The sequence below is a fragment of the Rugamonas sp. FW305-51 genome, from assembly GCF_058786935.1.
Genome location: NZ_JBYSZG010000065.1, coordinates 1 through 25,721, shown reverse-complemented (window position 1 = coordinate 25,721; position 25,721 = coordinate 1). Strand labels below are relative to the sequence as shown.

The window sequence follows — 25,721 nt, the reverse complement described above, 5'->3', positions numbered from 1 at the left end:
ACAGGACCGTGAAACAACTCTGCGCCGATGATAGTGCTGCAACCAGTGTGAAAGTAGGTTATCGTCAGGCTAGTTATTTAAAAAACCCCATCCGGTGATCCGGTTGGGGTTTTTTTTCGTCCCTAGCCTCCATTCCCCATGTTGCAAGACCGGGTGAAAACTTTTCACTTCAGCGGTCAATTCATTTCATCGGCCGGCGGCGATCCAAGCGGGCGCGCGCGACATACACTTCCTCCAGTTCAAAAAAATCAACTGGAGGAGATCACATGCAAGCCTGGAACCAGATCTACACGCCGCTAGGCAGCCTGGGGCTATCCGCCCTGGCTGCAGCGATTCCCATCATTTTCTTCTTCCTTGCGTTGGCGGTGCTGCGCATTAAAGGCCACGTCGCGGCCGCCATTACGCTGGCATTGGCGCTGGCGGTTGCCGTCGTCGCCTACGGCATGCCGGTGCCGCAGGCGCTGGCTGCCGCCGGCTTCGGCTTCGCTTACGGCCTGTGGCCGATCGCGTGGATTATCGTGACCGCCGTTTTTCTCTACAAGATCGTGGACCAGACGGGCCAGCTCGACATCATTCGCGCCTCCGTCCTGTCGATCACCGACGACCAGCGCCTGCAGATGCTGCTGATCGGCTTTGCGTTCGGCGCCTTCCTGGAAGGGGCGGCCGGTTTCGGCGCGCCGGTGGCGATTACCTCTGCGTTGCTGGTGGGCCTGGGTTTCAATCCCCTGTACGCCGCGGGTCTGTGCCTGATTGCCAATACGGCGCCGGTGGCGTTTGGCGCCATGGGCATTCCCATCATTGTCGCCGGCCAGGTGACCGGTATCGACGCGATGCAGATCGGCGCCATGGCCGGCCGCCAGCTGCCCCTGTTGTCGCTGGCCGTGCCTTTCTGGCTGGTGTTCATGATGGACGGTAAGCGCGGCATCAAGGAAGTCTGGCCAGCGGCCCTGGTAGCCGGCGGCAGCTTCGCGGTGACCCAGTACGTGACCTCCAACTACATCGGCCCTGAACTGCCCGACATCACCTCGGCCCTGGTCAGCCTCGTGTCGCTGACCGCGCTGCTCAAGGTCTGGCAGCCTGCCAGCGCCAAGGCCGGCGCCCGCAGCACGATTTCGCTGGGGGGCGGCACCGCCGCGATGGCGACCTTCGGCGGCTTCCCTGCCGTAGGTACGGCTCCGGTTGGCGGCCGTACCAAGTCGCCTTACTCGACGGCGCAAACTATCCGCGCCTGGGCGCCGTTCGGCATCCTGACGGCGATCGTGACGGTATGGAGCCTGCCCCAGTTCAAGGCGCTGTTTGGCGCCAAGGGCGCGCTGGCCGGCACCGTACTGAAGTTCCACGTGCCTTTCCTCGACCAGCTGGTCATCAAGACCGCCCCCATCGTAGCGGCGCCCAAACCCTACGAGGCGCTGTACAAGCTCGATCTGCTGTCGGCCGTTGGCACCGCCATCCTGCTGACGGCCTTCATCTCGATGCTGCTGCTGCGCATGAAGCCCAGCGCCGGCGCGCGCGCCTTCCGTGCCACGGTGGTTGAGCTGCGCCGTCCTATCCTGTCCATCGGGCTGGTGCTGGCCTTCGCCTTCGTGGCCAATTATTCCGGCATGTCGTCCACCCTGGCGCTGGTGTTGGCCGGCACCGGCGGCGCGTTCCCGTTCTTCTCACCGTTCCTCGGCTGGCTGGGCGTGTTCCTGACCGGTTCCGATACGTCATCGAACGCCCTGTTCTGCTCCCTGCAAAACACCACCGCGCACCAGATCAACGTATCCGACACGCTGCTGGTAGCGGCCAACACGACGGGCGGCGTAACAGGCAAGATGATTTCGCCGCAGTCGATCGCCGTCGCCTGCGCTTCCACGGGACTGGTGGGCCGCGAATCGGAGCTGTTCCGCTTTACGCTCAAACATAGTCTGCTGTTCGCCTCCATCGTTGGTATCATGACCGTGTTGCAGGCCTACGTGTTCACGGGGATGATTCCGCATTAAGTCTCCCTGTGGTCCCTCGCAACGCCCGTCCTTCGCCGGACGGGCGTTGTTGCGTTTAATGTACCGCCGGTGAGATCACCATGCCACGTCGTTTCCCCCCAGTTCATGCCCTGTCCGCGTTCGAAGCTGCGGCCCGCGCCGGCTCCTTTGCCGAAGCGGCCAACTCGCTTTGCATTACGCCCTCCGCGCTGTCGCACCGCATCCGCCTGCTCGAGGACTTCGTCGGCGACCGCCTGTTTATCCGCGATGGCCGCGCCGCGACACTGACCCCGTTCGGCCGCAGCTATCTGGACGTGGTGTGCCAGGCCCTGCGCACGCTGACCGATTTTCCCCTGCCGCACAAGGCGACACTCACCCAGCCGCGCGTGAAGATCACGGTACCGCCGACTTTCGCGCGCTACCTGCTGATGCCCAAGCTGGCCAGTTTCACGCAAGCGCATCCCGACATCGTGGTCGAAGTCTTCCTGTCGGTGCCCCTGTACGATTTGTGCCTGAACGAGTCTGACCTGGAAGTGCGCTTCGGCGCCGGCAAATATCCGGACATGGTGACCACCAAGCTGTTCGAGGAACCCGCCTTCCCGGTGGCCAGCCCCGCCTACCTGGAGCGCATCGGCGGCATTGCCACGCCGGCCGACCTGGCCAAGGCCACGCTGCTGCGCTCCGCGCTGGAGCTGTGGCAGCCATGGTTCAAGGAAGCTGGGCTGGACTGGCCGGAACCGGCCACCGCGCTGCGCGTGGACGACCTGGGCTTGCTGCTGGAAGCGGTCCGCCACGGTCACGGCGTCGGTCTCACGCGCCAGCATTTCGCGCAGCAGATGATCGCCAGCGGTGAAGTGGTGGAGCTGTTCGACATACGCCTGGCGTCGCCGCCCCACGCCTACTACATCGTCTACGAGCAAACGCCGCGCCAGCGGCCGGAGGTGGCGCTGTTCATTGACTGGCTGATGGCCACCTACGCCGGGACATGAAAATAGTTAAGCTCTGCGGTTAATTCTTTTCACCGCAGTGCGGCAGCATGTATCGCTACACTGGATGGCATCAACATCGCGAGGCCATCCATGAACGCGCCGTCCCCCGACATTCCATTTACCGCAGAACGCCAGCGTGCCGTCGTCGCCGCGCTGCGCGCCGCGTTACCGGCACACTGCGTGCTGTTCAACGAAGAAGACACCCGTCCCTACGAATGCGATGGCTTGACAGCCTATCGCCAGCTGCCCATGGTGGTGGCGCTGCCCGAGACCGAGCAGCAGGTGATCGCCGTGCTGCAGGCATGCCGCGCCTTGCAGGTGCCCATCGTGCCGCGCGGCGCGGGCACCGGCCTGTCCGGCGGCGCGATGCCGATCGCGGACGGCATCGTGCTGTCGACCGCCAAGATGAACCGTATCGTCGCCGTGGATGCCAACGCCCGTACCGCCGTGGTGCAGCCAGGCGTGCGCAACCTGGCCATTTCCGAGGCGGCCGCCCAACACGGCCTGTACTACGCGCCCGATCCCTCGTCGCAGATCGCCTGCACCATCGCCGGCAACGTGGCCGAAAATTCCGGCGGCGTGCACTGCCTGAAATACGGCCTGACGGTGCACAACGTGATGGGCGTGCGCATGGTTAGCATCGACGGCGACATCGTCGAACTGGGCGGCGGCGCGCTGGATGCGCCCGGCCTGGACCTGCTGGCCGTATTCATCGGATCGGAAGGGATGCTGGGCGTGGTGACGCAAGTGACGGTCAAGCTGATACCCAAGCCACCGGTGGCGCGCGTCATCATGGCGTCGTTCGACGATGTGGTGCGCGGGGCGGAAGCGGTGGCCAGCGTGATCGCGGCCGGCATTATCCCGGCCGGCCTGGAAATGATGGACCGCACCAGCGCGCGCATGGTGGAGCCGTTCTGCAAGGCTGGCTACGATACCGACGCCGAAGCCATCCTGCTGTGCGAGTCGGACGGCCTGGCCGAGGAAGTGGAGGAGGAAATCGGCCGCATGAGCGAAGTGCTCAGGCAGTCCGGCGCCACCGCCATCGCCGTGTCGCAGAACGAGGCAGAGCGCATGCGCTTCTGGTCCGGCCGCAAGAACGCCTTCCCGGCGGCGGGCCGCATCTCGCCGGACTACTACTGCATGGACGGCACCATACCCCGCAAGCGGCTGGCCGAGGTGCTGCTGGGGATCGCTGCCATGGAAACCAAATACGATCTGCGCTGCGCCAATGTATTCCACGCGGGTGACGGCAACCTGCACCCGCTGATCCTGTTCGATGCCAATCAGCCCGGCCAGTTCCACCGCGCCGAGCAGTTCGGGGAAGAGATCCTGGCGCTGTGCGTGGCGGTGGGCGGCACCATCACCGGCGAACACGGCGTGGGCATCGAAAAGATCGATTCCATGTGCGCCCAGTTCTCGGTGCAGGAAGTGGCGGCCTTCATCGGCGTCAAGCGCGCGTTCGACACCGCCTTCCTGCTCAATCCAAACAAGGCCATCCCCACGCTGGACCGCTGCGCCGCCTACGGCAAGCGCCAGGCGCGGGGCGGGCTGTTCAAGTTCGTGAAAGGATGACCGGCATGCAATCGCAACTGACCCAATTCCGCGAGCGCATCGCCGCCGCCACCGCAACCCGAACCCCGCTGCGCCTGCGCGGGGGCGGCAGCAAGGACTGGTATGGCCAGGCGCCGCGCGGCGAGCTGCTCGACACGACAGCCTACAGCGGCATCGTCGCCTACGAGCCGACCGAACTGGTGGTCACGGCGCGCTGCGGTACGCCGCTGCGCGAGATCGAGGCGGCACTGGCCGGGCAGCGCCAGATGCTGGCGTTCGAACCGCCGCACTTCGGCCCCGGCGCCACCGTGGGCGGGATGGTGGCCTGCGGGCTGTCCGGGCCGCGCCGCCCGTCCGTGGGCGCGCTGCGCGACTTCGTGCTGGGCGCCGTGCTGATGGACGGCCACGGCGAAGCGCTGCGCTTCGGCGGCCAGGTGATGAAGAACGTGGCCGGCTATGACGTATCGCGCCTGCTGGCCGGTTCGCTCGGCACGCTGGGCCTGATCCTGGAGGTGTCGCTGAAGGTATTGCCGCTGCCTGTGGCGGAAACCACGGTACGGCTGCAGATGGACCAGCAGCAGGCGCTCGATAGCCTGAACCGGTGGGGCGGCAAGCCGCTGCCGCTGTCGGCCAGCGCCTGGCACGACGACCTGTTGACGTTGCGTCTGTCCGGCGCCCAGGCTGCCGTGGCCGCGGCGCTGCGCCAGATCGGCGGATCGGTGATGGATGCGGCCGAGGCGGAAGCCTACTGGCGCGGCCTGCGCGAGCAGAGCGATGCGTTCTTCGCACCGGAGCAGCTGATGCCTTTGTGGCGGTTATCCCTGCCGTCCGTGGCGCCGGCCTGCCCCCATGCCGGGCCGCAGCTGATCGAATGGGGCGGTGCCCAGCGCTGGCTGCGTTCCGCCGCCGATCCATCGTCGGTGCACGCGCTGGCCGCTGAACTGGGCGGACACGCCACGTTGTACCGCGGCGGTTCGCGGGACGGCGGCGTATTCCATCCGCTGGCGCCGGCCGTCCACGCCATCCACCGCAACCTCAAGAACGCCTTCGACCCGGCACGTATCTTCAATCCGGGCCGCATGTACCAGGACCTGTAGCCATGCAAACCAATCTCGCAGCCCAATTCCTCAACACCCCGGACGGCGACGAAGCCGAAGCGATACTGCGCCAGTGCGTGCATTGCGGCTTCTGCACGGCGACCTGTCCCACCTACCAGCTGCTGGGCGATGAGCTGGACGGCCCGCGTGGGCGCATCTACCTGATCAAGCAGGTGCTGGAAGGCAGCCCGGCCACCGCCAAGACCCAGCTGCACCTGGACCGCTGCCTGACCTGCCGCAATTGCGAGACGACCTGCCCGTCCGGCGTGCAGTACAGCCGCCTGCTCGACATCGGCCGCAAGGTGGTGGACCAGCAGGTGGCGCGCCCGGCGGGGCAGCGTTATGCCCGCACCCTGCTCAAGGAAACGCTGCCGCGCGCCTGGCTGTTCAAGCCCGCCATGAAGACCGGCCAGCTGCTGCGTCCCTTGCTGCCGCAGGCGCTGCGCAACAAGGTGCCGCAAGCCCAACCGGCGGGCAGCTGGCCCCGTGCCCGCCAGGCAAGGCGCATGCTGCTGCTGGACGGTTGCGTGCAGCCGTCCATGGCGCCCAACATCAACAGCGCCACGGCGCGCGTGCTGGCCGAACTTGGCGTCGAACTGGTGGTGGCGCCGGGCGCCGGCTGCTGCGGCGCGATCCGCTACCATCTGGATGACCAGGATGGCGGCCTCGATGACATGCGCCGCAATATCGACGCCTGGTGGCCGGAAGTGGAGGCGGGCGTGGAAGCGCTCGTCATCACCGCGTCCGGCTGTGGCGCCACGGTGAAGGAATACGGGCACCTGCTGCGCGGCGATCCGGCCTATGCCGACAAGGCGCACCGCGTGTCGGCGCTGGCCAGGGATGTGAGTGAAGTGATGTGCGAATTCGAGGACGCGCTGGCATCGCGCATCCGCGGCAAGCTGGCGCAGCCGGTTGCCTATCATCCGCCCTGCACGCTGCAGCACGCCCAGCAGATCCGGGGCAAGGTGGAAGGGCTGCTGCGCGCGATCGGGGTGGACGTGCGCCTGTGCGCCGACAGCCACCTGTGCTGCGGTTCGGCCGGCACCTATTCCGTGCTGCAGCCGGAGCTGTCGTACCAGCTGCGCGACAGGAAAGTGGCCAATCTGGAAGCCACCGGCGCAGCGCGCATCGTATCGGCTAATATTGGTTGCCAGACCCATTTGCAGTCCGGGACGGAGCTTCCGGTCGGCCATTGGATAGAACTGGTGGACCAGTTGCTGGCACAGGCAAGATAGATAAAACCATAACAAGGAGACGAGCATGAAGACGATATTGAGAGGCCTGGCCTGCCTGTTCGCGGCGCTGCTGATGCAGGCCAGCGCGCTGGCGGCTGATACCGGTGGCAGCGCCGACGAAGCGGTGGCGCTGGTCAAGCGCGCCGTCGCCTACATCAAGGCCAACGGCACCGAGAAGGCCTACGCGGAATTCAGCAATCCCAAGGGCCAGTTCGTCGATCGCAACCTGTACATTTTCGTCTACGACCTCAATGGCGTCAGCCTGGCGATCGGGAACGGCAATGCCGCCCGCATGGTGGGCAAGAACCTGATGGACATGCGCGACGCGGAGGGCAATTACCTGATCAAGGGCCTGGTCAACGTGGCCAAAACCAAGGGCCAGGGCTGGTTCGACTACAAGTGGCCCAACCCTGTCAGCAAGGCCGTCGAACAGAAGTCCAGCTATGTTGAACGGCTGGACGACACGCTGGTCGGTTGCGGTATCTACAAACCGGCCAAATAGCGCGCTAGGCGGCGCCTTTGCTCATGCTGTCGCCATCGCCCTTGCGCAGGGTCCAGAAGGTGAGCGACGACAGCACCGTCAGCACGGCCAGCGTGAGGAAGGCGTGGTGCAGGGCGCCCGTCAGCGCCGCCTTGTCGCTTTGCGGCAGCCCGCCCAGATACCAGCCCGTGACCAGCGAACCGCAGGCCAGGCCGAAGCTCATCGACAGCTGCTGCATGGAGCTGGCGATGGTGCTGGCCATGCTGGTGTCGCGTCCTTCCACGTCGGCGTAGGCGATGCTGTTCATGCTGGAGAACTGCAGCGAATTGAAGAACCCCAGGCACAGGCCGATGGCGACGATGGCATAGATCGGCGTGCCCGCCTTCACCAGCGAATACAGACTGATGGTCAGGCCGATCAGCACCGTGTTGACCACCAGGACCTGGCGGTAGCCGAAGGTGGACAGCAGGCGCACGGAAATGAACTTCATGCCCATCGCCGCGGCGGCTGCCGGCATCATCAGCAGGCCCGATTGCCAGGCCGGCAGGCCCAGGCCCAGCTGGTACAGCAGCGGCAGCAGGAAGGGCATGCCGCCCATGCCGAGCCGGGTGAGAAAACCGCCCGCCACCGACACGCGGAAGGTGCGGATACGCAGCAACGCCAGCCGCAGCAGCGGGTGGGGGGTATCCCTGGCGTGCCAGGCATAGCCGCCCAGCAGGCTGACCGCCAGCAGCAGCAGGATGCCGGCCGACGTGGCGTCGATCTTGTGCTCGCCAAATATCTCCAGCAGCCACGATAGCAGTGCGATGCCGGCGCCGAACAGCACCAGGCCGACCAGGTCGAGTGGCCGATCCTGTTCGCCGTAATAGTCCGGCATGTAGCGCAGCGCCAGGGCGATGGCCGCAACGCCCACCGGCACATTGACGAAGAAGATCTCGCGCCACGACAGCCAGTGGACGATCAGGCCGCCCACGGTGGGCCCCAGCAAAGGGCCGATCAGGGCCGGCACGATCACGAAATTCATCGCCCGCAGCAGCTCGGACTTGGGAAAGGTACGGATGATGGTGATGCGCCCGACCGGCATCATCATGGCTGCGCCAAATCCCTGCAACAGCCGCGCCGCCACCAGCATGGGCGAGTTGACGGCCAGGCCGCACAGGATGGATGCGATGGTGAAGATGGCCACGGCCGTGGTGAACACGCGCCGGGTGCCGAAGCGGTCCGCCATCCAGCCGCTGACGGGGATGGAGACGGCCAGGCTGAGGATGTAGCTGGTGACGACGGCCTTCAGGCTCAGGGGCGTCACCTGCAGGCTGGCGGCCATGCTGGGCACGGCCGTGTTGACGATGGTGGAGTCCAGCTGTTCCATGAACAGGGCGGTGGCCACCACCCAGGGCAGATAGCGTTTGGCCGCGGAACTTGTCATCTCGGTCATGGTGTCCTGTGCGTGCGCGTGGAGCAATGGCCATGATTGTCACACAATTGGCCGTTCCGTGTCGGCGCCGCCACAGTATGCGCCGGCGCTGACGGCATGCCTCGATGACGTCACGAGGCCGTCACGAATGGGGCGTAAGTTGCGTCTCATCGACATGGCGGACGGAGGCGCAATGGACGGCAAGGCTTGGTTTCCACCAGCGGCTGCGGCGGGACGGCGCGGCTTCATGCGGCAAGTGTGCTCCACGGCGCTGCTGGGCGCGGGCGGGCTGGCGCTGGCCGGCTGCAGCAGCACCGGCGGCAGTCCGGGCGAGCATGCCGCCGCCAGCTTCGGCCATGGCGTGGCCAGCGGCGATCCGCTCACGGACGGGGTGATCCTGTGGACGCGGGTGACGCCGCATCCTGCGCCACAGGGGGCCGGCGAGGCAGCCGATATCGCCGTGCGCTGGTGGGTGGCGACCGATCCGGCCATGCAGTCGGTGGTGGCGGGCGGCACGGCCGTCGCCAATGCCGGCGCCGACTACACGGTCAAGGTGGATGCTGCTGGCCTGCTGCCGGGACATGTGTACTACTACCAGTTCGCGGCCGATACGGTGAAGTCGCCCGTGGGCCGCACCAGGACGCTGCCGCGCGCGGACGTACGCCAGGTGCGGCTGGCCGTGTTCTCATGCGCCAATTACCCGGCCGGCTACTTCAACGTCTATGCCGATGCGGCGCGGCGCGACGATTTCGACGCAGCCCTGCACATCGGCGACTACATCTACGAGTATGAAAGCGACGGCTACGCCTGCAGCCGGGCCGAGGAGCTGGGCCGCGTGTCCGAACCGCGCGAACTGCTGCTGCAGCTGGATGACTACCGGCGCCGCTACGCACAGTACCGTACCGATCCGGATCTGCAGGCGCTGCATGCGAGCGTGCCGTTCATCGCCGTCTGGGACGATCATGAGTTCGCGGACGACGCCTGGCGCGACGGCTCGGCCGACCATGTCAGCTCGCGCCAGGGGCCGTTCTCGCTGCGCAAGGCGGCCGCCATGACGGCCTATCACGAATGGATGCCGATACGGGCACCCGATCCGTCAGCGCCGGAAAAGATCTACCGCTCCTTCGACTTCGGCAGCGTGCTGTCGCTGCATATGCTCGACACGCGCCTGATCGGCCGCGACCAGCAGCTGGTGCTGTCGTCCTATTACGACGAGCAGCGCCGCTTCGACGCGCAGAAGTACCGGCATGATGTCTGCTCGCCGCACCGCACCATGATGGGCGGCGAGCAGATGGCGTGGCTGGAATCGCAGGTGGCCGCATCGCGCGCCCGCTGGCAGGTGCTGGGCCAGCAGGTGCTGATGGCGCGCATGGAATATCCGACCGCCGTCGCCATGGGCGAATGTAATTGCACCGACTACGCTGCCCTCAAGCGGCGTGCGGTCCACGATCCGGCGGGCATGGGCGAGCGCGAGCGGCGCTGGCTGGCAGCGCCTACACTGCCGTGCTACCTCGATTCTTGGGATGGTTACCAGAATGACCGCGAACTGGTGTTCGCCATGATGCAGCGCCACCGCAAGAACATGGTGGTGCTGGCCGGTGATTCCCATAACGCCTGGGCCAGCGATTTGCACGATGCGCAGGGCCGGCAAGTGGGCGTGGAATTCGCCACCGCTTCCGTCTCGTCGCCGGGCATGGAGGGTGCCTATCCGGACCGCGATCCGGACGACGTGGCGGCCATGATGGTCGACCTGATCGAACCGCTGTACTACGCCCAGACCAGCAAGCGTGGCTACATGATCGTGACGGCATCGCATGAACAGGTGCGCTGCGACTGGCGCTTTGTCGATACCGTGTTCGACCGCCGCTACACGGCCGCCACGGAGCGCAGCCTGCGCACCTTGCCGGGGCCGGGCAACCGCAGGCTGGAGGAGTGCAGCGCGTAGTTACTAGCTGCTAGCAGCGCTAGCCGGCGCTGTTGCCCCAGCTGTCCTCGAACATGACCTCGGCCAGCGGCCGGCGCGTGTCCCATTTTTCCAGTTCCAGCATGGGGGCGGAGTAGAACTCGGGCACCTGGCCCACGCACAGCACGGCGATGGGCTGGCTGCCCTCCGGCATGGCGCACAGTTCGCGCAGTCGCTGCGGGTCGAACATGGAAACCCAGCCCACGCCTATGCCTTCGGCGCGTGCCGCCAGCCAGAAATTCTGCAGCGCGCAGGATGCCGAGGCCAGGTCCATTTCCGGCATGGTGCGGCGGCCGAAGATGAAGTCGTCGCGCTTGTCGATCAGACCCACCACCAGCACTTCGGCGCAGGCCAGTATGCCTTCCACCTTGAGCTGCATGAATTCCTCGGCGCGCTTGCCCAGCGCCTGCGCGGTAAGGATGCGTTCCTCGTTCACATGGTGGTGGATCTGCGCGCGCAGCTCCGCGCTGGCGATGCGGATGAAGCGCCACGGCTGCATCAGTCCCACGCTGGGGCCGGCGTGGGCGGCGGCGATGAAGCGCTCCAGCTGGCCCGGCTTCAGCGGGCCGGGCGTGAAGTGGCGGATGTCGCGCCGTTCGCGGATGGCGCGGTAGACGCCGGCGATCTGGGCGTCGTCAAAAGCGTGCGGATTCATACAACCTCCCGTTTGTCGTGCAGCGCAAGCAGGGCGTCCAGCAGCGGGCGGCTGGCTTCGGCGATGCGGTCCAGGCTGGCCTCGCGCAGCTGCGCCGTGTCCACCATGGCGCCCGAGTCCAGCCCGGCCCAGCGCAGCAGGGCACTGCATGCTTGCGGCGTATCGAACAGACCGTGCAGATAGGTGCCCAGCACCTGGCCGTCTTCCGAACGCGCACCTTCAGGACGGCCATCGATGTGGAACGCGGGCAGGCCCAGGGCAGCGCCGGTCGAGATACCCATGTGGATTTCGTAGCCGCTCACGGTGGCGCAGCCGTCGCCGAAAGCGCACACGCCCTGTACTTGCACCAGCCGTTTTTCCGGCGTCATTTCCGTCTCCATCTCGAGCAGGCCGAGGGCGGGCGAAGTGCCAGGCGTGCCTTCGATGCCGCGCGGATCGCACACGTCGCGGCCCAGCATCTGGAAGCCGCCGCAGATGCCGATCACCTTGCCGCCGTAACGCAGGTGGCGGCCGATGTATTCCGGCCAGCCTTGCGTCCGCAGCCATTCCAGGTCGGCCCGCGTGTTCTTGCTGCCGGGGAGGATGACCAGGTCGGCCGGCGGTATCGCCTCGCCCTGGCGCACGAAGCGCAGGTCCACGTCGGGATGGGCGCGCAGCGCGTCGAAATCGGTGTGGTTGCTCATGCGCGGCAGGCTGGGGACCACTACGCGGAACGCGCCGCGCGAGGCTTGCACCGGCTGCACGGCATCCTCGGCGTCCAGGAACAGGCCGTGCAGATAGGGCAGCACGGCCAGTACCGGCTTGCCGGTCTGCTGCTCCAGCCATTCCAGCCCCGGTTCCAGCAGGGAGATGTCGCCCCGGAAGCGATTGATGACGAAGCCGATGGTACGCTTGCGTTCACTTTCGGACAGGCAGGACAGCGTGCCGACGATGTGGGCGAACACGCCGCCGCGGTCGATGTCGGCCACCAGTATCACCGGGCAGTCCACGGCTTCGGCAAAGCCCATGTTGGCGATGTCGCGGTCGCGCAGGTTGATTTCGGCCGGGCTGCCGGCGCCTTCCACCACCACCGCCTCGTACTGCGCGGCCAGGCGGCCGTGCGAGGCCAGCACTGCCTCCATGGCGATGGTCTTGTACTGGTGATAGTCGCGCGCGTTCATGTCGGCCCGCACGTGGCCGTGGATGATGACCTGGGCACCCGTATCGCTCGAAGGCTTGAGCAGCACCGGGTTCATGTCCGTGTGCGGCGCCAGGCCGGCGGCGATGGCTTGCAGCGCCTGGGCGCGGCCGATCTCGCCGCCGTCGGCAGTCACCGCGCTGTTGAGCGCCATGTTCTGCGGCTTGAACGGCGCCACGCGCACGCCGCGCTGCTTGAGCAGGCGGCACAGGGCGGCCACCACCGTGCTCTTGCCGGCATCCGAGGTGGTGCCCTGCACCATCAGGGTGGGGAAGGGGAAGCTCATGCCGTCTGCGCCTCCTGCCAGCGGGCGACCATGTCGCTGATCTGGCGCAGGCCTTCCGTGATGGCGGACGGGCCGGGCGACAGGATGTCGGGCGACTTGATCTCGAACAGCATGCCGTTGCGCAGGGCGGGGATGGTGTCCCAACCCTCGCGGGCACGCAGCGTATCGGGCTGGAACTTCTTGCCGCACCAGGAGCCGATGATGATGTCGGGCGCGCGCCGTACCACCGCCATCGGGTCGGCGATGATGCGCTCTTTCGCGCCCTGCTGGACGGACAGGTGGGGGAAGGCGTCCTCGCCGCCGGCAATGCCGATCAGCTCCGCCGCCCAGCCTATGCCGCTCATCAGCGGATCGTTCCATTCCTCGAAGTAGATCACGGGGCGGCGCGTCCATTGCGCGGCGCGGGCGCGGGCCTGGTCGACGTGCGCCTGCAGCTGCGCCACCAGTTCGCGGCCCGCGTCCTCGCGCTGCACCAGCGCGGCCAGTACGGACACCATGCGCAGGATGCCGGCCACGCTGCGCTGGTTGAACAGGTGGACTTCCACCCCGGCCTGCGCCAGGTCGCGGCAGATGTCGGCCTGCAGGTTGGAAAAGCCGATCACCAGGTCCGGCTGCACGGCCAGGATGCGTTCCAGCCTGGACGACGAGAAGCCGCTGATCTTGGTCTTTTCCTCGCGCGCGCGGGGCGGGCGCACGGTAAAGCCAGAGATGCCGGCGATGTATTGTTCCGCGCCCAGCGCGTACAAGGTTTCCACCGACTCGGTGGACAGGCAGGCGATGCGTTGATAGTGGCTCATGGTTGTTTCCTGTGCTGGCGTGCCAGCTCTAGTTTTTCGCACAAGGCGGCGGTGCCGGCGATCATGCGCGGGCCGGAGCGGTTGAGCAGTTCACCGTTCAGCGTGAACAGGTTGCCGTTGCGGACCGCTTTCATGGTGGCATAGGGCCGCCACAGGTTGATGCCGCCGTAGTTCTTCTCGGCCGTGCCGAAGATGGCTTCCGGGTCTTCCTGCAGCACCGCTTCCACGTTGACCGTGGGCGCCACCGCTTTCAACCCGGCGAAGATGTTTTCGCCGCCGCACAGGCGGATGCTGTCGCTGACGATGTGGTTGCCGTTGAGGGTGTACAGCGGCTTGTCCCACACCTGGTAGAACATGCGCACCGGCGGGCGTCCCGCGTATTTGGCGGCCAGCGCGTCCAGCTGCTGGCGCAGGTCGGCGGCGGCCGGCCGGGCGACGGCTTCGGTGCCCATCAGCTGGCCCAGGCGCAGCAGGCTGTCGGGAATGGCTTCCAGCTTGTGCGGCTCGCTGTGGAACATGGGAATGCCCAGCTGGCGCAGCGCGTCGATCTGGCGCGGGGAACTGCCGTGCAGCCAGACCACCAGCAGGTCGGGCTTCATGGCGATGATGCGTTCCAGGTCGACTTCGCGGTTGTCGCCCACGCGCGGGATGGCCTTGGCCGCTGGCGGGTAGTCGCTGTAGCTGACGGTGCCGATGATGCGGTCGCCGCCGCCGGCCGCGAACAGCAGTTCCGTCGCATGGGGCGCCAGCGACATGATGCGGCGGGCTGGCTGCTGTACCGTGACAGCCACCCCGTCGTCGTCGCGCACGGTGATGGCGGCGCCGGCCTGGCCGGCGCACGCCCGCGCGAGCAGGGACAACAGCGGAAGCAACTTGGGCGGGGCGGGAGGAATCTTCATGAATTGCGGGCCTTCCATTCGTTTAATGCATGATCGAGCCGGCGCCAGCCTGCTTCGTCCGGCGGCAGGCCGAGGCGGATGCCGCGCGCGGCCTGGCGGAACAGGCGTACCCAGATGCCCCGTTCGGCCATGTGTTGCCAGAAGCTTTCCGCGTCCTGCTCCGGCCACCACTGGAACAGGGCGCTGCCGCTGGCGGCGATGCCGTGCGCGGCCAGCAGTGCCTTGAGGCGGCCGCCTTCCGCGCCCAGGTGCGCGCGCATGGCGTCCTGCCAGGGACGGTCGCGCAGCGCGGACAGCGCGACCTGCTGGGCGGGGCCGCTGATGGTCCATGGCCCCAGCAGGTCGGCCAGGCTGTCGAGCAGCGCCGCTTGGGCCGCGACGAAGCCGAGCCGGATGCCGGCCAGGCCAAAGAATTTGCCCACGGAGCGCAGCACGATCAGTCCCGGCCGGCCGGTATGGCCGCAGACGCTGGTGCCGGCCATCGTGTCGCCGAACGCTTCGTCCACCACCAGCCAGCCGCCGCGGGCCGCCAGCGCATCGGCCCAGCGCAGCAGCTGTTGCGGCGGGACGGCGGCGCCAGTCGGATTGTTGGGATTGCAGACCACCAGCACGTCGCAGCCATCGACTGCACCGTCCAGCTCCGGGTAGTCCACCTGCCGCAGCATGTGGCCGTGGCCGGACCAGTGGTGCGCATGTTCGGCGTAGGACGGCGCCGCCACCACCACCCGCGACGGTGGGCGCAGCCGGGGCAGGGCCTGGATGGCGGCCTGGGTGCCGGCCACCGGCAGCATCAGCGGCGCGCCGTAAAAGGCGGCAGCGGCGGCGGCCAGTGCGGGATCGGCCTCCGGCAGGCGGTGCCACGCGTTGCCCACCACGGCCGGCGCGGGATAGTAGTGCGGGTTGATGCCGGTGGAAAGATCGAGCCAGTCGTGCGCGCCGAAGCGCTGCGCCGCGTCGCGCAGGTTGCCGCCGTGTTCAAGCATGCCAGTGGCCTTTCAGGTACGGGGTGACGGCAACGGCGGCGGCACATGCCAGCCATAGCCAGGTGGTGCGGGCCACCAGTTGCCAGGCGCGCGCGATGTCCTGCGCGCCGGCCGGCTGGCCGCTGCCCAGCGGCGGGCGGTGTTCGATTTCGCCGTCATAGCTGGCCGGACCGCCCAGCGCCAGGCCCAGCGCCCCGGCGCCGCTGGCCATGACGGGGCCGGCATTGGGGCTGCTCCACGCGGGCGCCTGCGCGCGCCAGCAGTGCCAGGCGCGCCGTTTGCCTTCCATGGTGGACGCCAGCAGCACGTAGGACAGGGCGGTCAGCCTGGCCGGCAGGTAGTTGAGCGCATCGTCGATGCGGGCAGCGGCGCAGCCGAAGCGCAGCAGGCGCGCCGTGCGGTAGCCCCACATGGCGTCGAGCGTGTTGGCCAGCCGGAACAGCACGGCGCCGGGACCGCCCGCCACGACGAACCAGAACAGCGTGCCGAAGACGGCATCGTTACCGTTTTCCAGCAGCGATTCGGCGCTGGCCTTGGCCAGGTCGGTGGCGCTGGCGCCGGCCGTGTCGCGGCTGACGATGCGCGCTGTCAGCTGGCGCGCCGTATCGAGGTCGCCGCTTTGCAGCGCCTGTGCGATGGGCAGGTTGTGGTCGCGCAGGCTGCGCAGGCCGATGCAGAAATAGAGCAGCAGCGCGTCCACGGCGGGGCCGCCGGCCATGCACAGCAGCGTTGCCGCCGCCACGGGCGGCGCCACGGCCAGCAGCCAGGCCAGCAGGCCGCGCCAGTATCGGCGCTGGCCGCGATTGAGTTTGCGTTCCAGCGCGTACGCCAGGTTGCCGAAGCCGACCAGGGGATGCCAGCGTCTGGCCTCGCCCAGCAGCAGGTCGAGCAGCACGCCGGCCGCCAGCAACACGGCGATGGCGGGCAGGCCCAGGCCAGTCAGCACGGCTCACCCTTGAGGTACAGCGGCAGCCCGGCGGCGACGAATACGGCGTGGTCGCACAGGGCGGCCACGGCCTGGTTCAGGCGGCCCGCTTCGTCCATGAAGCAGCGCGACACGGCGCCCATGGGCACGATGCCCATGCCCACCTCGTTCGACACCAGCACCACGTCGCCCGGGCACTGGGCCAGCACCTGCAGCAGCGCGGCGCGCTCCGCATGGAAGCTGGGCGGCAGCACCACGTCGCCGACTTCCGGCCATGCGCCGCCGGCGCTGAAGAGCAGGTTGGACAGCCACAGCGTCAGGCAGTCCACCAGCACCATGCGCTGCGGCGCGCACCAGCGGGACAGGGCGTCGGCCAGTGCCAGCGGCTCTTCCACGGTGGTCCAGTGGGCGGGGCGCTGGCCGCGATGGTGGGCGATGCGGCGGGCCATTTCATCGTCGCCCGCCTGCGCGGTGGCGATGTAGATGCCTTCCTTGCCGGACGCCGCCATCAATTGCTCGGCAAAGACGCTCTTGCCCGAGCGCGCGCCGCCCAGCACCAGGGTGCGTATCATGCCGCGTCCTTCGGCAGGAACAGCGCGGCCGTGGCCGCGGGGCAGGAGGCGAAGTAGGCGTGGAAGTAGGACGCCGTCAGCGAGCCAAGGCGATACACAGCCTCGCCCTGCGCGTCGGACGGGTGCTTGATCGTATGCGCGACGGGCGCCAGGTCCGTCTGCAGCTGCGAGTAGTGGAAGGTATGGCCGCGCAGCAGGCCATAAGGCGTGATGATCCCTTGCGGTCCCAGTCCCGCCAGGCGCGTCTGCATCTGGACGGCGCCCGGCAGCAGGCCGGCCATCGGCCACACGTTGCCCTGCTGGTCGGCCAGCGTTTCGGCCAGCGCCATCATGCCGCCGCATTCGGCCACGATGGGCATGCCGGCCGCATGGGCGGCGCGGATGGAACTGCGCCAGTTGTGCGCCTGCGACAGGGCCTGCGCGTGCAGTTCAGGGTAGCCGCCCGGCAGGTAGACGGCGTCCGCGCCTGTGGGCACCGGCTGGTTGGCCAGCGGCGAGAAGTAGCGCAGCGTGGCGCCCAGCTGCTCGAGCGTGTCCAGGTTGGCCGGGTAGAGGAACATGAAGGCGGCGTCGCGCGCAACGGCCACGGTTTTCCCGGCCAGCAGCGGCGCCTGGGGGGCTGGCGCTGGCGGGACGCCGATTTGGACGGCCGGCAGGCTGTCCCATGCCGCCTGGTCGAAATTGAGCCCGTCGGCCAGCTGGTCGAGCAGGGTGTCGATGCCGCCCACTTCGTCCGGCAGCACCAGGCCAAGGTGGCGTTCCGGCAGCGACTTTTCCTGGCGTGGCAAGGTGCCGAACAGGGGAATGTCGCGCAGCGAGGCGGCGATCATGGCGGCGTGGCCGGGACTGGCCACGCGGTTGGCGATCACGCCGGCCATCTCGACCGGGCCGTAGTCGCGCAGGCCGTGCACCAGCGCGCCGGCCGTCTGCGCCATGGCCGATGCGTCGATCACGGCCATCACCGGCACCTTGAATGCGCGCGCCAGGTCGGCGCTGGACGGCATGCCGTCATACAGGCCCATCACGCCCTCGATCAGGATCACGTCCGCCTCGGCGGCCGCTTGCGCCAGCTGGGCGTGGCACTGCTCCGCGCCCACCATCCACAGGTCCAGCGAGCGGACCGGCGCGCCGCTGGCCCGCTCCAGCAGCATGGGGTCGATGAAGTCGGGGCCGCACTTGAACACGCGCACGCGCTTGCCCATGCGGACCAGCTTGCGCGCCAGTGCGGCGGTGGTGGTGGTCTTGCCCTGGCCCGAGGCCACGGCAGCCACCAGCAGGGCTCTTACTGCGACCTGGCCGTCCATTACCATTCCGTCCCTTCCTGCGCACCGATGCCGGCCTTGAAGGCGTGTTTTACTTCTGCCATTTCCGTGACCGTGTCGGCGATGGCGATCAGTTCCGGCAGCGCACCGCGGCCGGTGATGACGACGTGCTGCATGGCCGGGCGCTCCAGCAGGTCCGCGATCACGGTATCGAGGTCGAGGTAGCGGTATTTCAGGGCGATGTTCAGTTCGTCGAACAAGACCAGGCCGATGGCGGGATCGGACAGGAAGCGCTTGGCCTGCTCCCACGCCAGCCTGGCTTTTTCCATGTCCCGTTCGCGGTCCTGGGTGACCCAGGTATAGCCTTCGCCCATGGCGTGGAAGCTCACCTCGTCGGGAAAGCGGCGCAGGAATTTTTCCTCGCCGGTCGACATGGCACCCTTGATGAACTGGACGATGCCCACTTTCATGCCGTGCCCCATGGCGCGGATGGCCATGCCGAAGCCGCTCGAACTCTTGCCCTTGCCGTTGCCGGTGTTGACGATGATGATGCCGATCTGCTTGTCGGCGGCCTGGATCTTGGCGTCGATGAGGGCCTTCTTGCGCTCCATGCGCAGGCGGTGGCGTTGGTTGATGTCGTCGGTGGTCGGGTCGCTCATGCGTGGTCCTCGGTGGGGATGAAAATGCTGCGCTGGCCGTGCCGTATCGTCTCGATCGGGTGGCCCAGGCAGGCGCTCAGGATGGATGGCTGCATCACTTCGGCGGTGGTGCCGGCCTGCCAGCGGCCGTCGCCCATCAGCAGCAGGGCGTGGGTGGAGACGCTGTGGGCCAGGTTCAGGTCGTGGCCTATCATGACCACGGTCTTGTTCTGCTGCCGGCATAGGCCGGCCAGCAGCCGCATGACGCTGACCTGGTGCGCCAGGTCCAGTGCATTGGCCGGTTCGTCCAGCAGCAGCAATGGGGTGTCCTGCGCCAGCATGGCGGCAATCGCCACCCGCTGGCGTTCGCCGCCGGACAGGGTGCGCACGTCGCGCGCGGCCAGGTCGGACACTTCCATCGCCGCCAGCGCGTCGAGCGCCAGCTTGTGGTCGTCGCTGCCTTCCCAGTAGCGGTTGCCGTGGTAGGGGTGGCGCGCGGCCAGCACGGTTTCCAGTGCGGTGTAGGCAAAGGCGTCGCTGCGGGCCTGGGCCAGGAAGGCGCGGGTGCGGGCCAGTTCCTCCAGCGGCCATTCCTGCAGGGCGCGCTGGCCGATGCTGACGCTGCCGCCATCGGGCTGGCGCAAGCCGGCCAGGGTGCGCAGCAGCGTGCTCTTGCCGGCGCCGTTGCGGCCGATCACGCTCCAGCATTGGCCGTCCTCGACGTGCCATGCCAGCTGGTCGACCAGCGTGCGCTCGCCGGCGCGCAGGGTGAGTTGGTGGGTGCGGATCATCTTATTTTCGCAAGCGGTGCAATTGATACAGGAAGATGGGCGCGCCGATCAGCGACGTGACCACGCCCACCGGCAACTGCTGCGGCGCGAGCATGGTGCGCGCCAGCGTATCGGCCAGCACCAGGAAGCTGCCCCCGGCCAGCGCCGCCGCCGGGATCAGCACCCGGTGGTCGGGCCCGAAGGCGAAGCGGCAGGCGTGCGGCACGATCAGGCCGACAAAGCCGATGCTGCCGGCGCTGGTCACGGCGCTGGCCGTCAGCAGCCCGGAACAGAAGAACAATCCCTTGCGCAGGGCGCCCACGCGGATGCCGAGCGTGGCGGCCGCCTCGGCGTGCAGCGCCATTACGTTCATGGCGCGCGCGCTGCGCAGGGCGAACCACAGGCCGGCCGCCAGTACGATCCACGGCAGCCAGCGTTGCGGCGCGCCGGCCAGGTCGCCGATCAGCCAGAACACCATGCTGCGCAGGCGGCTTTCGGGCGCGATCGACAGCATGAGCGTGACGATGGCCATGGTGACCGACGACAGGATGACGCCCGTCAGCAGCAGCAGGGCGGTGCCGCCTTCGGCCGCCGTGCCGCCGCGCAGGTCGCGCCGGGCCAGGAAGTACAGCAAGAGCGACACGGCGACGGCGCCGGCAAAGGCGGCGGCATCGATCATCCACGTGGCGCACATGAACAGCAGGGCGGCCAGCGCGCCGACCGAGGCGCCACCCGAGATGCCCAGCACATAAGGATCGGCCAGCGGATTGCGCAACAGCGCCTGCATCATCACACCCGCCAGCGACAGCGCGGCGCCGGTGACGAAGGCCGTGGTGGCCCGGCCGCCGCGCAACTCAAGCAAGGTGGCGGCCAGCGAATCGGCGCGGCCGTGCAGCAGCGCGTCGATTGCGCCCGGCAGGTCGGACAGCGGGATCGCCACCGATCCCATCATGCTGGCCAACAGCAGGCTGGCGACGGCACACAGCAGCAGCGTCGCGATGATGACGCTGGTGCGCTGGCGCAGGTTGCGGAGGGAAGAATGCATGGACTACCTTTGCTCTGTGAATCTGCTGCCGCCGGACGGGGCAAGCCTCGCCCGGCAGGTTACACCAATTTCTTCGCTTACTTGTAGCCGTAGCGCAGGCCGGCAAACACCGTGGAACCGGCCGTGCTGTAGAGGCGCGCCAGCTCGTACTGCTTGTTGCCGACGTTATTCCAGCGCAGCAGCGCCGACCAATCCTGCGTGAGCTGCCAGGTGGCATACAGGTTGACCAGGCCATAGCCACCCAGCCGGTTGCGGTTGGCCGCGTCGTCGTAGCGGGGGCCGGACAAGGTCAGTTCCACGCCGCCCTTCAGCGGGCCTGTCACGTAGTCCAGCGCCAGGTTGGCGTGGCGCTGCGAACGGCGCGCCAGGCGCTTGCCGGTGGTTTCGTCCTTCGGATCCTGCAGGTCGAGCGTGCCGGCCAGTTCGAAGCTGCCCAGTTTGCGGCCGCCTTCCAGCGTCAGGCCTTCCAGCAGTGCGTGGTTGACGTTGTAGGCGCAGCCGCTGCTCTTCGAGGTGGCGTTGTACGGGCACGGCGTGACATAGACCAGCAGGTCGGTCAGGCGGCTGTGGTAGTAGCGCGCGGACAGCGTCGTGCTGCCATCGTCGTAGTGCAGGCCGGCCTCCACGTTGCGGCCCAGTTCGGGCTTGTTGGTCGGCAGACCATAGCCGGGGTAGTACAACTCGTTGTAGGTCGGGGCGCGGAAGCTGGTGCCCACGCTGGCGCTGGCGCGCAGCCGGCGGGTGAAGCTGTAGCCGTAGCCGACGGCGCCCGTGGTCTTGTCGCCGTATTCCGTGTTGTCGCGGCGGACGCTGGCGTTGAACGCATTGGCGCCGCGCCGGGCGCTGTAGACGGCGGCATAGGCGTTGGTACCGCGGTCGCGGTTGAGCGGGGAGACGCCATGGACGTCGACCGCTTCCTTGCGGTGTTCATACAGCAGTTGCAGCAGGTCGGCGCCGATCTGGATATCGTTCTGCCAGGAGTAGCCGGTCTGCGTGGTGTCGATCTGGCTGTGGCCCGAAGCGGCGGCGCTGGAAAAATCGCCCTGCTCGTCGCGGCTTTGGGAAACCTGCAGCACGCTGGTCCAATTCGGCAGTATCCGGTTCTTGCTGTACACGGCCGCATTTTCCACTTTTTGCAGGCTGTGGGTGTCGAAGCTGGACGCTCCGCTGTCGTACTGCGCGCGCAATTTGCTGTACATGAACACGGCGCCAAGTTCGTGGTCCTTGTGCAGTTGCAGGGCGATCTGGCCGGCGGCGCTGTCCTTGTCGTAGCCGTCCTTGTCCGGATTGTAGGAGTAGTTGCCGGGAACGGTGGAGGAGAAGCCATCCGATTTTTCCTTGCCAGCGCTGAGCGCGTAGCTGAAGCTGTGTTCACCGCCAGTCGCGCCGGAAACGCCGGCGTCGGCGCTGCGGGTATGGTTGCTGCCATAGCCCGCGGCGGCGGTCAGCGCGGGAGCGCCCTGGCCTTGCTTGGTGAAGATCTGGACCACGCCGCCGATGGCGCCGGCGCCGTACAGGGTGCTGAGCGGGCCGTAGACGATCTCGATGTGGTCGATGGCCGACAGCGGGATTGCGCTCCAGTTGGCCGCGCCCGTGGTGGACGAGCCGATGCGCACGCCGTCCACCAGCACGATGTTCTGGTTGCTGTTGGCGCCGCGAATGAACACGCTGGCGCTGTTGCCCGGGCCGCCGTTGCGCGCCACTTCAATGCCGCGCTGGCGTTGCAGCAGCTCGATGATGGAGCCGGCGCCCGATTGGGCGATCTGCGCCGAATCGATGGTCAGCGTATCGCTCAGTACATCGGCGGCCTGCTGCGGCGCGCGTGCGGCGGTGATGAACACGGCGTTGCCGGCGATATCGCTCTGGGCGTCGGCAAAGGCGGAGGGCGCAGTGAAAGCGAGCGCGATCGACGCCGCAACCGCGCGGCGGGAAACAGGAAAAGTCATGGCAAATCTTCTGTAAAGGGGCAACCGGCCGACGTCCCCGTAGGCCAGATTGAACAGAAGCGGTGAACTGGAATAACGCATGGCAGGCCGCCGGGGCGGGCCTGGTCCGTGTCGCGCAACTCCCCGTTCGCTCACTTCCACCTGATTTGGCCGGTATCCGGGCTGGCAAGTGGCACCGCCTTACCTTCCCATGCTATGCACAGTGGTTATCTGAGGCGGTTCGTCGCGCTAGCGCGACACTTGCTTACCGTTGCGGGGGCAGCACACGTTGGCCGTCTGGACGGCTTCGTGTTTCCCGTTTAACTGCACGTCTGGACAGACATGCGGGCACCAAAACGCCGCCATTATACGGCCTGCGCGCAGGCGGGCAAGCGTGGCTTGCAATTTGCCCCTCAGTCTTGCAACACGATCCGTTCACCGTAGGCGATGCTGAGACGGGTGCTGGCGGCATGCAGCGCCATGGCGGCGGGAGCAAGGCCGGCGTGGCGGGCCATCAGCAGGCGCATGGTGCCGGCGTGGCAGACGATGACGATGTCGGCCGCCGGGCCGGCGCGCAGGTCGGCGTAAAAGTCGGCAATGCGGTTCGCCATCTGCAGCACGCTTTCACCGCCGCCGGGGCGGTAGCGGACCAGGTCCGCGGCCCAGGCATCGATTTCCGCACGGGGAATGTCGTCCCAGCGTTGCATCTCCCATGCGCCGAAGTGCATTTCGGCCAGGCGCGCATCGTAGACAGGCGTTGTGCTGGCGATCCGCTGCGCCAGGTCCGCACAGCGCCGCAATGGACTGGAGTAGAGCGGCGCGCCTGCCGGCAGTGTGCCTGCCAGCGTAGCCAGTACCTGGTCGCGCTGTTCCTGCGCCACAGCCAGGTCGGTGCTGCCATAACAAACGCCGGGCGCCACCTGCGGCTGGGGATGGCGTATCAGCGTAATGCGCATCAGTGCCAGGCGCCGTGTCCCAGGCTGGCCAGGAGGCACAGGTAGATCGTCACCTCCGATACCTGTTGCACCGCGCCCAGGCAGTCGCCCGTGTAGCCGCCGATGCGGCTCACGCATTTTTGCGCCAGCCAGTACGCGGACGCGGAGGCGGCAAGCAGGCTGGCCGCCAGCGCGGGCCAGGACAGCCAGCCAGCTGCGCCGCACGCCGCCGCAGGCAGCAGGGCGCAGATGAAGGCGATGGCAAATTCGGCATGGCTCATTTTCTGCGCGAGCGGTTTCGCCTTGCCTTCATCGCGGGCGTAGTCGAGGCGCCAGATCAGCGCGGTCGACGTGAGGCGCGACAGGGGATGGGCGACGAACAGCGCGGCGATGGCAACGGCGGGCGGCAGCAGCGACAGCGTCACGCATTTGAGCGCGAGCATGCAGACGATGCCGATGGCGCCGTATGCGCCGATGCGCGAGTCCTTCATGATCTCCAGCACGCGCTGCCCGGTCAGGCCGCCGCCGAAGCCGTCGCACATGTCGGCAAAGCCGTCCTCGTGGAAGGCGCCGGTGGCGTAGATGGTAGCGGCCGTCGCCAGCACGGCGGCCACCGGCGCGGGCAACAGCCACGCCGCCAGCGCGTAGGTGCCGGCGGCGATGGCGGCCACCACCACGCCCACCAGGGGGAAGTAGCGCGACGCGTGGTTCAGCCATGCCGCCTCGAATCCCACCCAGCGCGGGATAGGCAGCCGGGTAAAGAACTGCAGCGCGGTGAAGAACAGGCGGATCTGGTGCATGGCGGCTTCCTATTCCGATTTTTCGCTGACCTGTGCCGACTCGAAGGTCGCCATCTGGTTCATGAAATTGACGGCGGCATGCAGCAGCGGCAGTGCCAGCGCGCAACCGGTCCCTTCGCCCAGGCGCAGGTTGAGCGAGAGCAGTGGACGGGCGCCCAGGTTTTCCAGCATCTTCTTGTGGCCGCTCTCGTCGGAGCAGTGCGAGAACACGCAGTAGTCCAGGATGGCGGGCTGCAGCCGGACCGCCACCAGCAGGGCGCTGGTCACGATGAAGCCATCGATCAGCAGCACCATGCGCCGTTCGGCGGCCTTCAGCATGGCGCCGGCCATCATGGCGATTTCCAGGCCGCCGAAAGTGGCCAGGATGTCCAGCGGCTCGGTGGCCGATGCGTGCTTGGCGACCGCCGCTTCGATCACGTGCTGCTTGTGCGAGATGCCCTGCGCCGACAGGCCCGTACCGGCGCCTACGCACTGGGCGACGGGGATGCCGGTCAGCTTGTGCATCAGCGCGGCGGCGGCCGTGGTGTTCCCGATGCCCATTTCACCGAAGCCGACCACGTTGCCGTCCAGTTCGGCGGCCAGCGCCATACCGGCCGCGATGGCAGCGGCGCAGGTCTCTGCGCTCATGGCCGCTTGTTGCGCGAAGTTGTGCGTGCCGTGCGCCAGTTTGCGGTCGGTCAGTCCATGGCGCGGACCGAAGTCGTGATTCACGCCGGCGTCGATGATGTGCAATGCGCAGCCGTTCTGCTGGGCGAACACATTGATGGCCGCGCCGCGCGCGAGGAAGTTCTCCACCATTTGCCAGGTGACGTCTTGCGGATAGGCGGATATGCCTTCGGCGACGATGCCGTGATCCGCCGCGAACACCAGGATGGCCGGCTTTTCCAGCGCAATCGCGCGCGTGCGCTGGATCAATCCGATTTGCTTGGCCACCGTCTCCAGCATGCCCAGGCTGCCGAGCGGCTTGGTCTTGTTGTTGATGGCGTTATCGAGCAGGCTGGCGAGTGCGTCGTTGGTGGTGGAGGCGATAGCAGGAATGGACATGGTAAGTGTGCAGTGGCAAGGTTTTGGTCGGCGTTAAGATAGCACACAGATTTATTTCAAAACTGCCTTGCCAGTCATGTCGGCTGTTTGCTATAGTTCGTCTCCCCGCAAAACGGTGCATGCAAATGCGAGTTAAACGGGGTGAAAAACGAGGGGTTGACGAGCTGCACGAAACGCCGCATAATCTCATCTCTCTGCTGCTGACGAACACAACGCTTCGTCGAAAACGCAGAATGCAACACCGAATAAGTTCTTTAACAATTCACAGTCGATAAGTGTGGACGTTTGATGGAAGTGCACACGGAGCTAGTCTCCGT

The 25,721-nt window shown here is 67.2% G+C and carries 23 protein-coding genes and 1 riboswitch; of the genes, 7 read left to right on the top strand and 16 right to left on the bottom strand.

What is annotated here, in order from left to right; all coding sequences use genetic code 11:
• Positions 1-266 precede the first annotated feature (266 nt).
• The 6 genes from AC3WOS_RS26610 to AC3WOS_RS26585 all read left to right on the top strand — a co-directional run bounded on the left by AC3WOS_RS26610 (position 267) and on the right by AC3WOS_RS26585 (position 7,335).
• Positions 267-1,982: a lactate permease LctP family transporter gene (locus AC3WOS_RS26610; RefSeq protein ID WP_492720074.1), complete on the top strand. Its 1,716-nt coding sequence runs from the start codon at positions 267-269 to the stop codon at positions 1,980-1,982.
• A gap of 80 nt (positions 1,983-2,062) precedes the next feature.
• Entirely contained in the window at positions 2,063-2,950 is an 888-nt protein-coding gene (locus AC3WOS_RS26605; RefSeq protein WP_492720073.1) for a LysR substrate-binding domain-containing protein, read from the top strand.
• A 90-nt stretch (positions 2,951-3,040) separates the two neighbouring features.
• Positions 3,041-4,522 carry an FAD-linked oxidase C-terminal domain-containing protein gene (locus tag AC3WOS_RS26600; RefSeq protein ID WP_492720071.1) on the top strand — a complete coding sequence of 494 codons (1,482 nt, stop codon included), beginning with the start codon at positions 3,041-3,043 and terminating at the stop codon, positions 4,520-4,522.
• Between the two features lie 5 nt (positions 4,523-4,527).
• Positions 4,528-5,598, top strand: coding sequence for a glycolate oxidase subunit GlcE (gene glcE / locus AC3WOS_RS26595; protein WP_492720070.1), 1,071 nt, complete (start codon positions 4,528-4,530; stop codon positions 5,596-5,598).
• A 2-nt stretch (positions 5,599-5,600) separates the two neighbouring features.
• Positions 5,601-6,833, top strand: coding sequence for a glycolate oxidase subunit GlcF (gene glcF / locus AC3WOS_RS26590; protein ID WP_492720068.1), 1,233 nt, complete (start codon positions 5,601-5,603; stop codon positions 6,831-6,833).
• Positions 6,834-6,858: 25 nt separating this feature from the next.
• Positions 6,859-7,335 (top strand): cache domain-containing protein, encoded by a 477-nt coding sequence (locus AC3WOS_RS26585; protein WP_492720066.1) that lies wholly within the window; start codon positions 6,859-6,861, stop codon positions 7,333-7,335.
• Between the two features lie 4 nt (positions 7,336-7,339).
• On the opposite strand, the gene AC3WOS_RS26580 is transcribed toward AC3WOS_RS26585, so the two are convergent.
• Positions 7,340-8,740 (bottom strand): DHA2 family efflux MFS transporter permease subunit, encoded by a 1,401-nt coding sequence (locus AC3WOS_RS26580; RefSeq protein WP_492720076.1) that lies wholly within the window; start codon positions 8,738-8,740, stop codon positions 7,340-7,342.
• 181 nt (positions 8,741-8,921) lie between these two features.
• Between AC3WOS_RS26580 and AC3WOS_RS26575 the strand changes: the two genes are divergently transcribed.
• On the top strand, positions 8,922-10,673 hold the full coding sequence (locus tag AC3WOS_RS26575; protein WP_492720064.1) for an alkaline phosphatase D family protein: 1,752 nt from the start codon (positions 8,922-8,924) through the stop codon (positions 10,671-10,673).
• A 19-nt stretch (positions 10,674-10,692) separates the two neighbouring features.
• Here the strand turns inward: AC3WOS_RS26575 and bluB are convergent, their stop codons facing one another.
• From bluB to cobT, 15 genes are all read right to left on the bottom strand, one after another.
• The gene (gene bluB, locus AC3WOS_RS26570) at positions 10,693-11,346 is read right to left on the bottom strand and encodes a 5,6-dimethylbenzimidazole synthase (protein WP_492720062.1); all 654 of its coding nucleotides are present in this window, start codon (positions 11,344-11,346) and stop codon (positions 10,693-10,695) included.
• Positions 11,343-12,809 carry a cobyric acid synthase gene (locus tag AC3WOS_RS26565; RefSeq protein ID WP_492720061.1) on the bottom strand — a complete coding sequence of 489 codons (1,467 nt, stop codon included), beginning with the start codon at positions 12,807-12,809 and terminating at the stop codon, positions 11,343-11,345. The genes bluB and AC3WOS_RS26565 overlap by 4 nt, the downstream gene beginning before the upstream one ends.
• Positions 12,806-13,606 carry an ABC transporter substrate-binding protein gene (locus tag AC3WOS_RS26560; RefSeq protein ID WP_492720059.1) on the bottom strand — a complete coding sequence of 267 codons (801 nt, stop codon included), beginning with the start codon at positions 13,604-13,606 and terminating at the stop codon, positions 12,806-12,808. Before AC3WOS_RS26560 ends, AC3WOS_RS26565 begins: the two co-directional genes overlap by 4 nt.
• Positions 13,603-14,505, bottom strand: coding sequence for a cobalamin-binding protein (locus tag AC3WOS_RS26555; RefSeq protein WP_492720058.1), 903 nt, complete (start codon positions 14,503-14,505; stop codon positions 13,603-13,605). The genes AC3WOS_RS26560 and AC3WOS_RS26555 overlap by 4 nt, the downstream gene beginning before the upstream one ends.
• Positions 14,502-15,488: a threonine-phosphate decarboxylase CobD gene (cobD, locus tag AC3WOS_RS26550; protein WP_492720056.1), complete on the bottom strand. Its 987-nt coding sequence runs from the start codon at positions 15,486-15,488 to the stop codon at positions 14,502-14,504. The genes AC3WOS_RS26555 and cobD overlap by 4 nt, the downstream gene beginning before the upstream one ends.
• Positions 15,481-16,434, bottom strand: a complete 954-nt coding sequence (locus AC3WOS_RS26545; protein ID WP_492720055.1) for a CobD/CbiB family cobalamin biosynthesis protein — start codon at positions 16,432-16,434, stop codon at positions 15,481-15,483. The genes cobD and AC3WOS_RS26545 overlap by 8 nt, the downstream gene beginning before the upstream one ends.
• Positions 16,428-16,985 carry a bifunctional adenosylcobinamide kinase/adenosylcobinamide-phosphate guanylyltransferase gene (gene cobU / locus AC3WOS_RS26540; RefSeq protein WP_492720053.1) on the bottom strand — a complete coding sequence of 186 codons (558 nt, stop codon included), beginning with the start codon at positions 16,983-16,985 and terminating at the stop codon, positions 16,428-16,430. Before cobU ends, AC3WOS_RS26545 begins: the two co-directional genes overlap by 7 nt.
• Positions 16,982-18,295, bottom strand: a complete 1,314-nt coding sequence (locus tag AC3WOS_RS26535; protein WP_492720052.1) for a cobyrinic acid a,c-diamide synthase CobB — start codon at positions 18,293-18,295, stop codon at positions 16,982-16,984. Before AC3WOS_RS26535 ends, cobU begins: the two co-directional genes overlap by 4 nt.
• A complete protein-coding gene (gene cobO, locus AC3WOS_RS26530) occupies positions 18,289-18,906 on the bottom strand; it encodes a cob(I)yrinic acid a,c-diamide adenosyltransferase (protein ID WP_492720051.1) in 618 nt (205 codons plus the stop codon). Before cobO ends, AC3WOS_RS26535 begins: the two co-directional genes overlap by 7 nt.
• Positions 18,903-19,676: an ABC transporter ATP-binding protein gene (locus tag AC3WOS_RS26525; protein ID WP_492720049.1), complete on the bottom strand. Its 774-nt coding sequence runs from the start codon at positions 19,674-19,676 to the stop codon at positions 18,903-18,905. Before AC3WOS_RS26525 ends, cobO begins: the two co-directional genes overlap by 4 nt.
• 1 nt (position 19,677) lies before the next feature.
• The gene (locus tag AC3WOS_RS26520; RefSeq protein ID WP_492720048.1) at positions 19,678-20,700 is read right to left on the bottom strand and encodes a FecCD family ABC transporter permease; all 1,023 of its coding nucleotides are present in this window, start codon (positions 20,698-20,700) and stop codon (positions 19,678-19,680) included.
• Positions 20,701-20,777: 77 nt separating this feature from the next.
• Positions 20,778-22,646: a TonB-dependent receptor plug domain-containing protein gene (locus AC3WOS_RS26515; protein ID WP_492720047.1), complete on the bottom strand. Its 1,869-nt coding sequence runs from the start codon at positions 22,644-22,646 to the stop codon at positions 20,778-20,780.
• Between the two features lie 131 nt (positions 22,647-22,777).
• A riboswitch (cobalamin riboswitch) is annotated at positions 22,778-22,996 on the bottom strand.
• Positions 22,997-23,038: 42 nt separating this feature from the next.
• Complete coding sequence (locus AC3WOS_RS26510; RefSeq protein WP_492720046.1) at positions 23,039-23,581, bottom strand: histidine phosphatase family protein; 543 nt, start codon at positions 23,579-23,581, stop codon at positions 23,039-23,041.
• The gene (locus AC3WOS_RS26505) at positions 23,581-24,360 is read right to left on the bottom strand and encodes an adenosylcobinamide-GDP ribazoletransferase (RefSeq protein ID WP_492720044.1); all 780 of its coding nucleotides are present in this window, start codon (positions 24,358-24,360) and stop codon (positions 23,581-23,583) included. Before AC3WOS_RS26505 ends, AC3WOS_RS26510 begins: the two co-directional genes overlap by 1 nt.
• A gap of 9 nt (positions 24,361-24,369) precedes the next feature.
• Positions 24,370-25,404, bottom strand: coding sequence for a nicotinate-nucleotide--dimethylbenzimidazole phosphoribosyltransferase (gene cobT, locus AC3WOS_RS26500; RefSeq protein WP_492720043.1), 1,035 nt, complete (start codon positions 25,402-25,404; stop codon positions 24,370-24,372).
• Positions 25,405-25,721 lie beyond the last annotated feature (317 nt).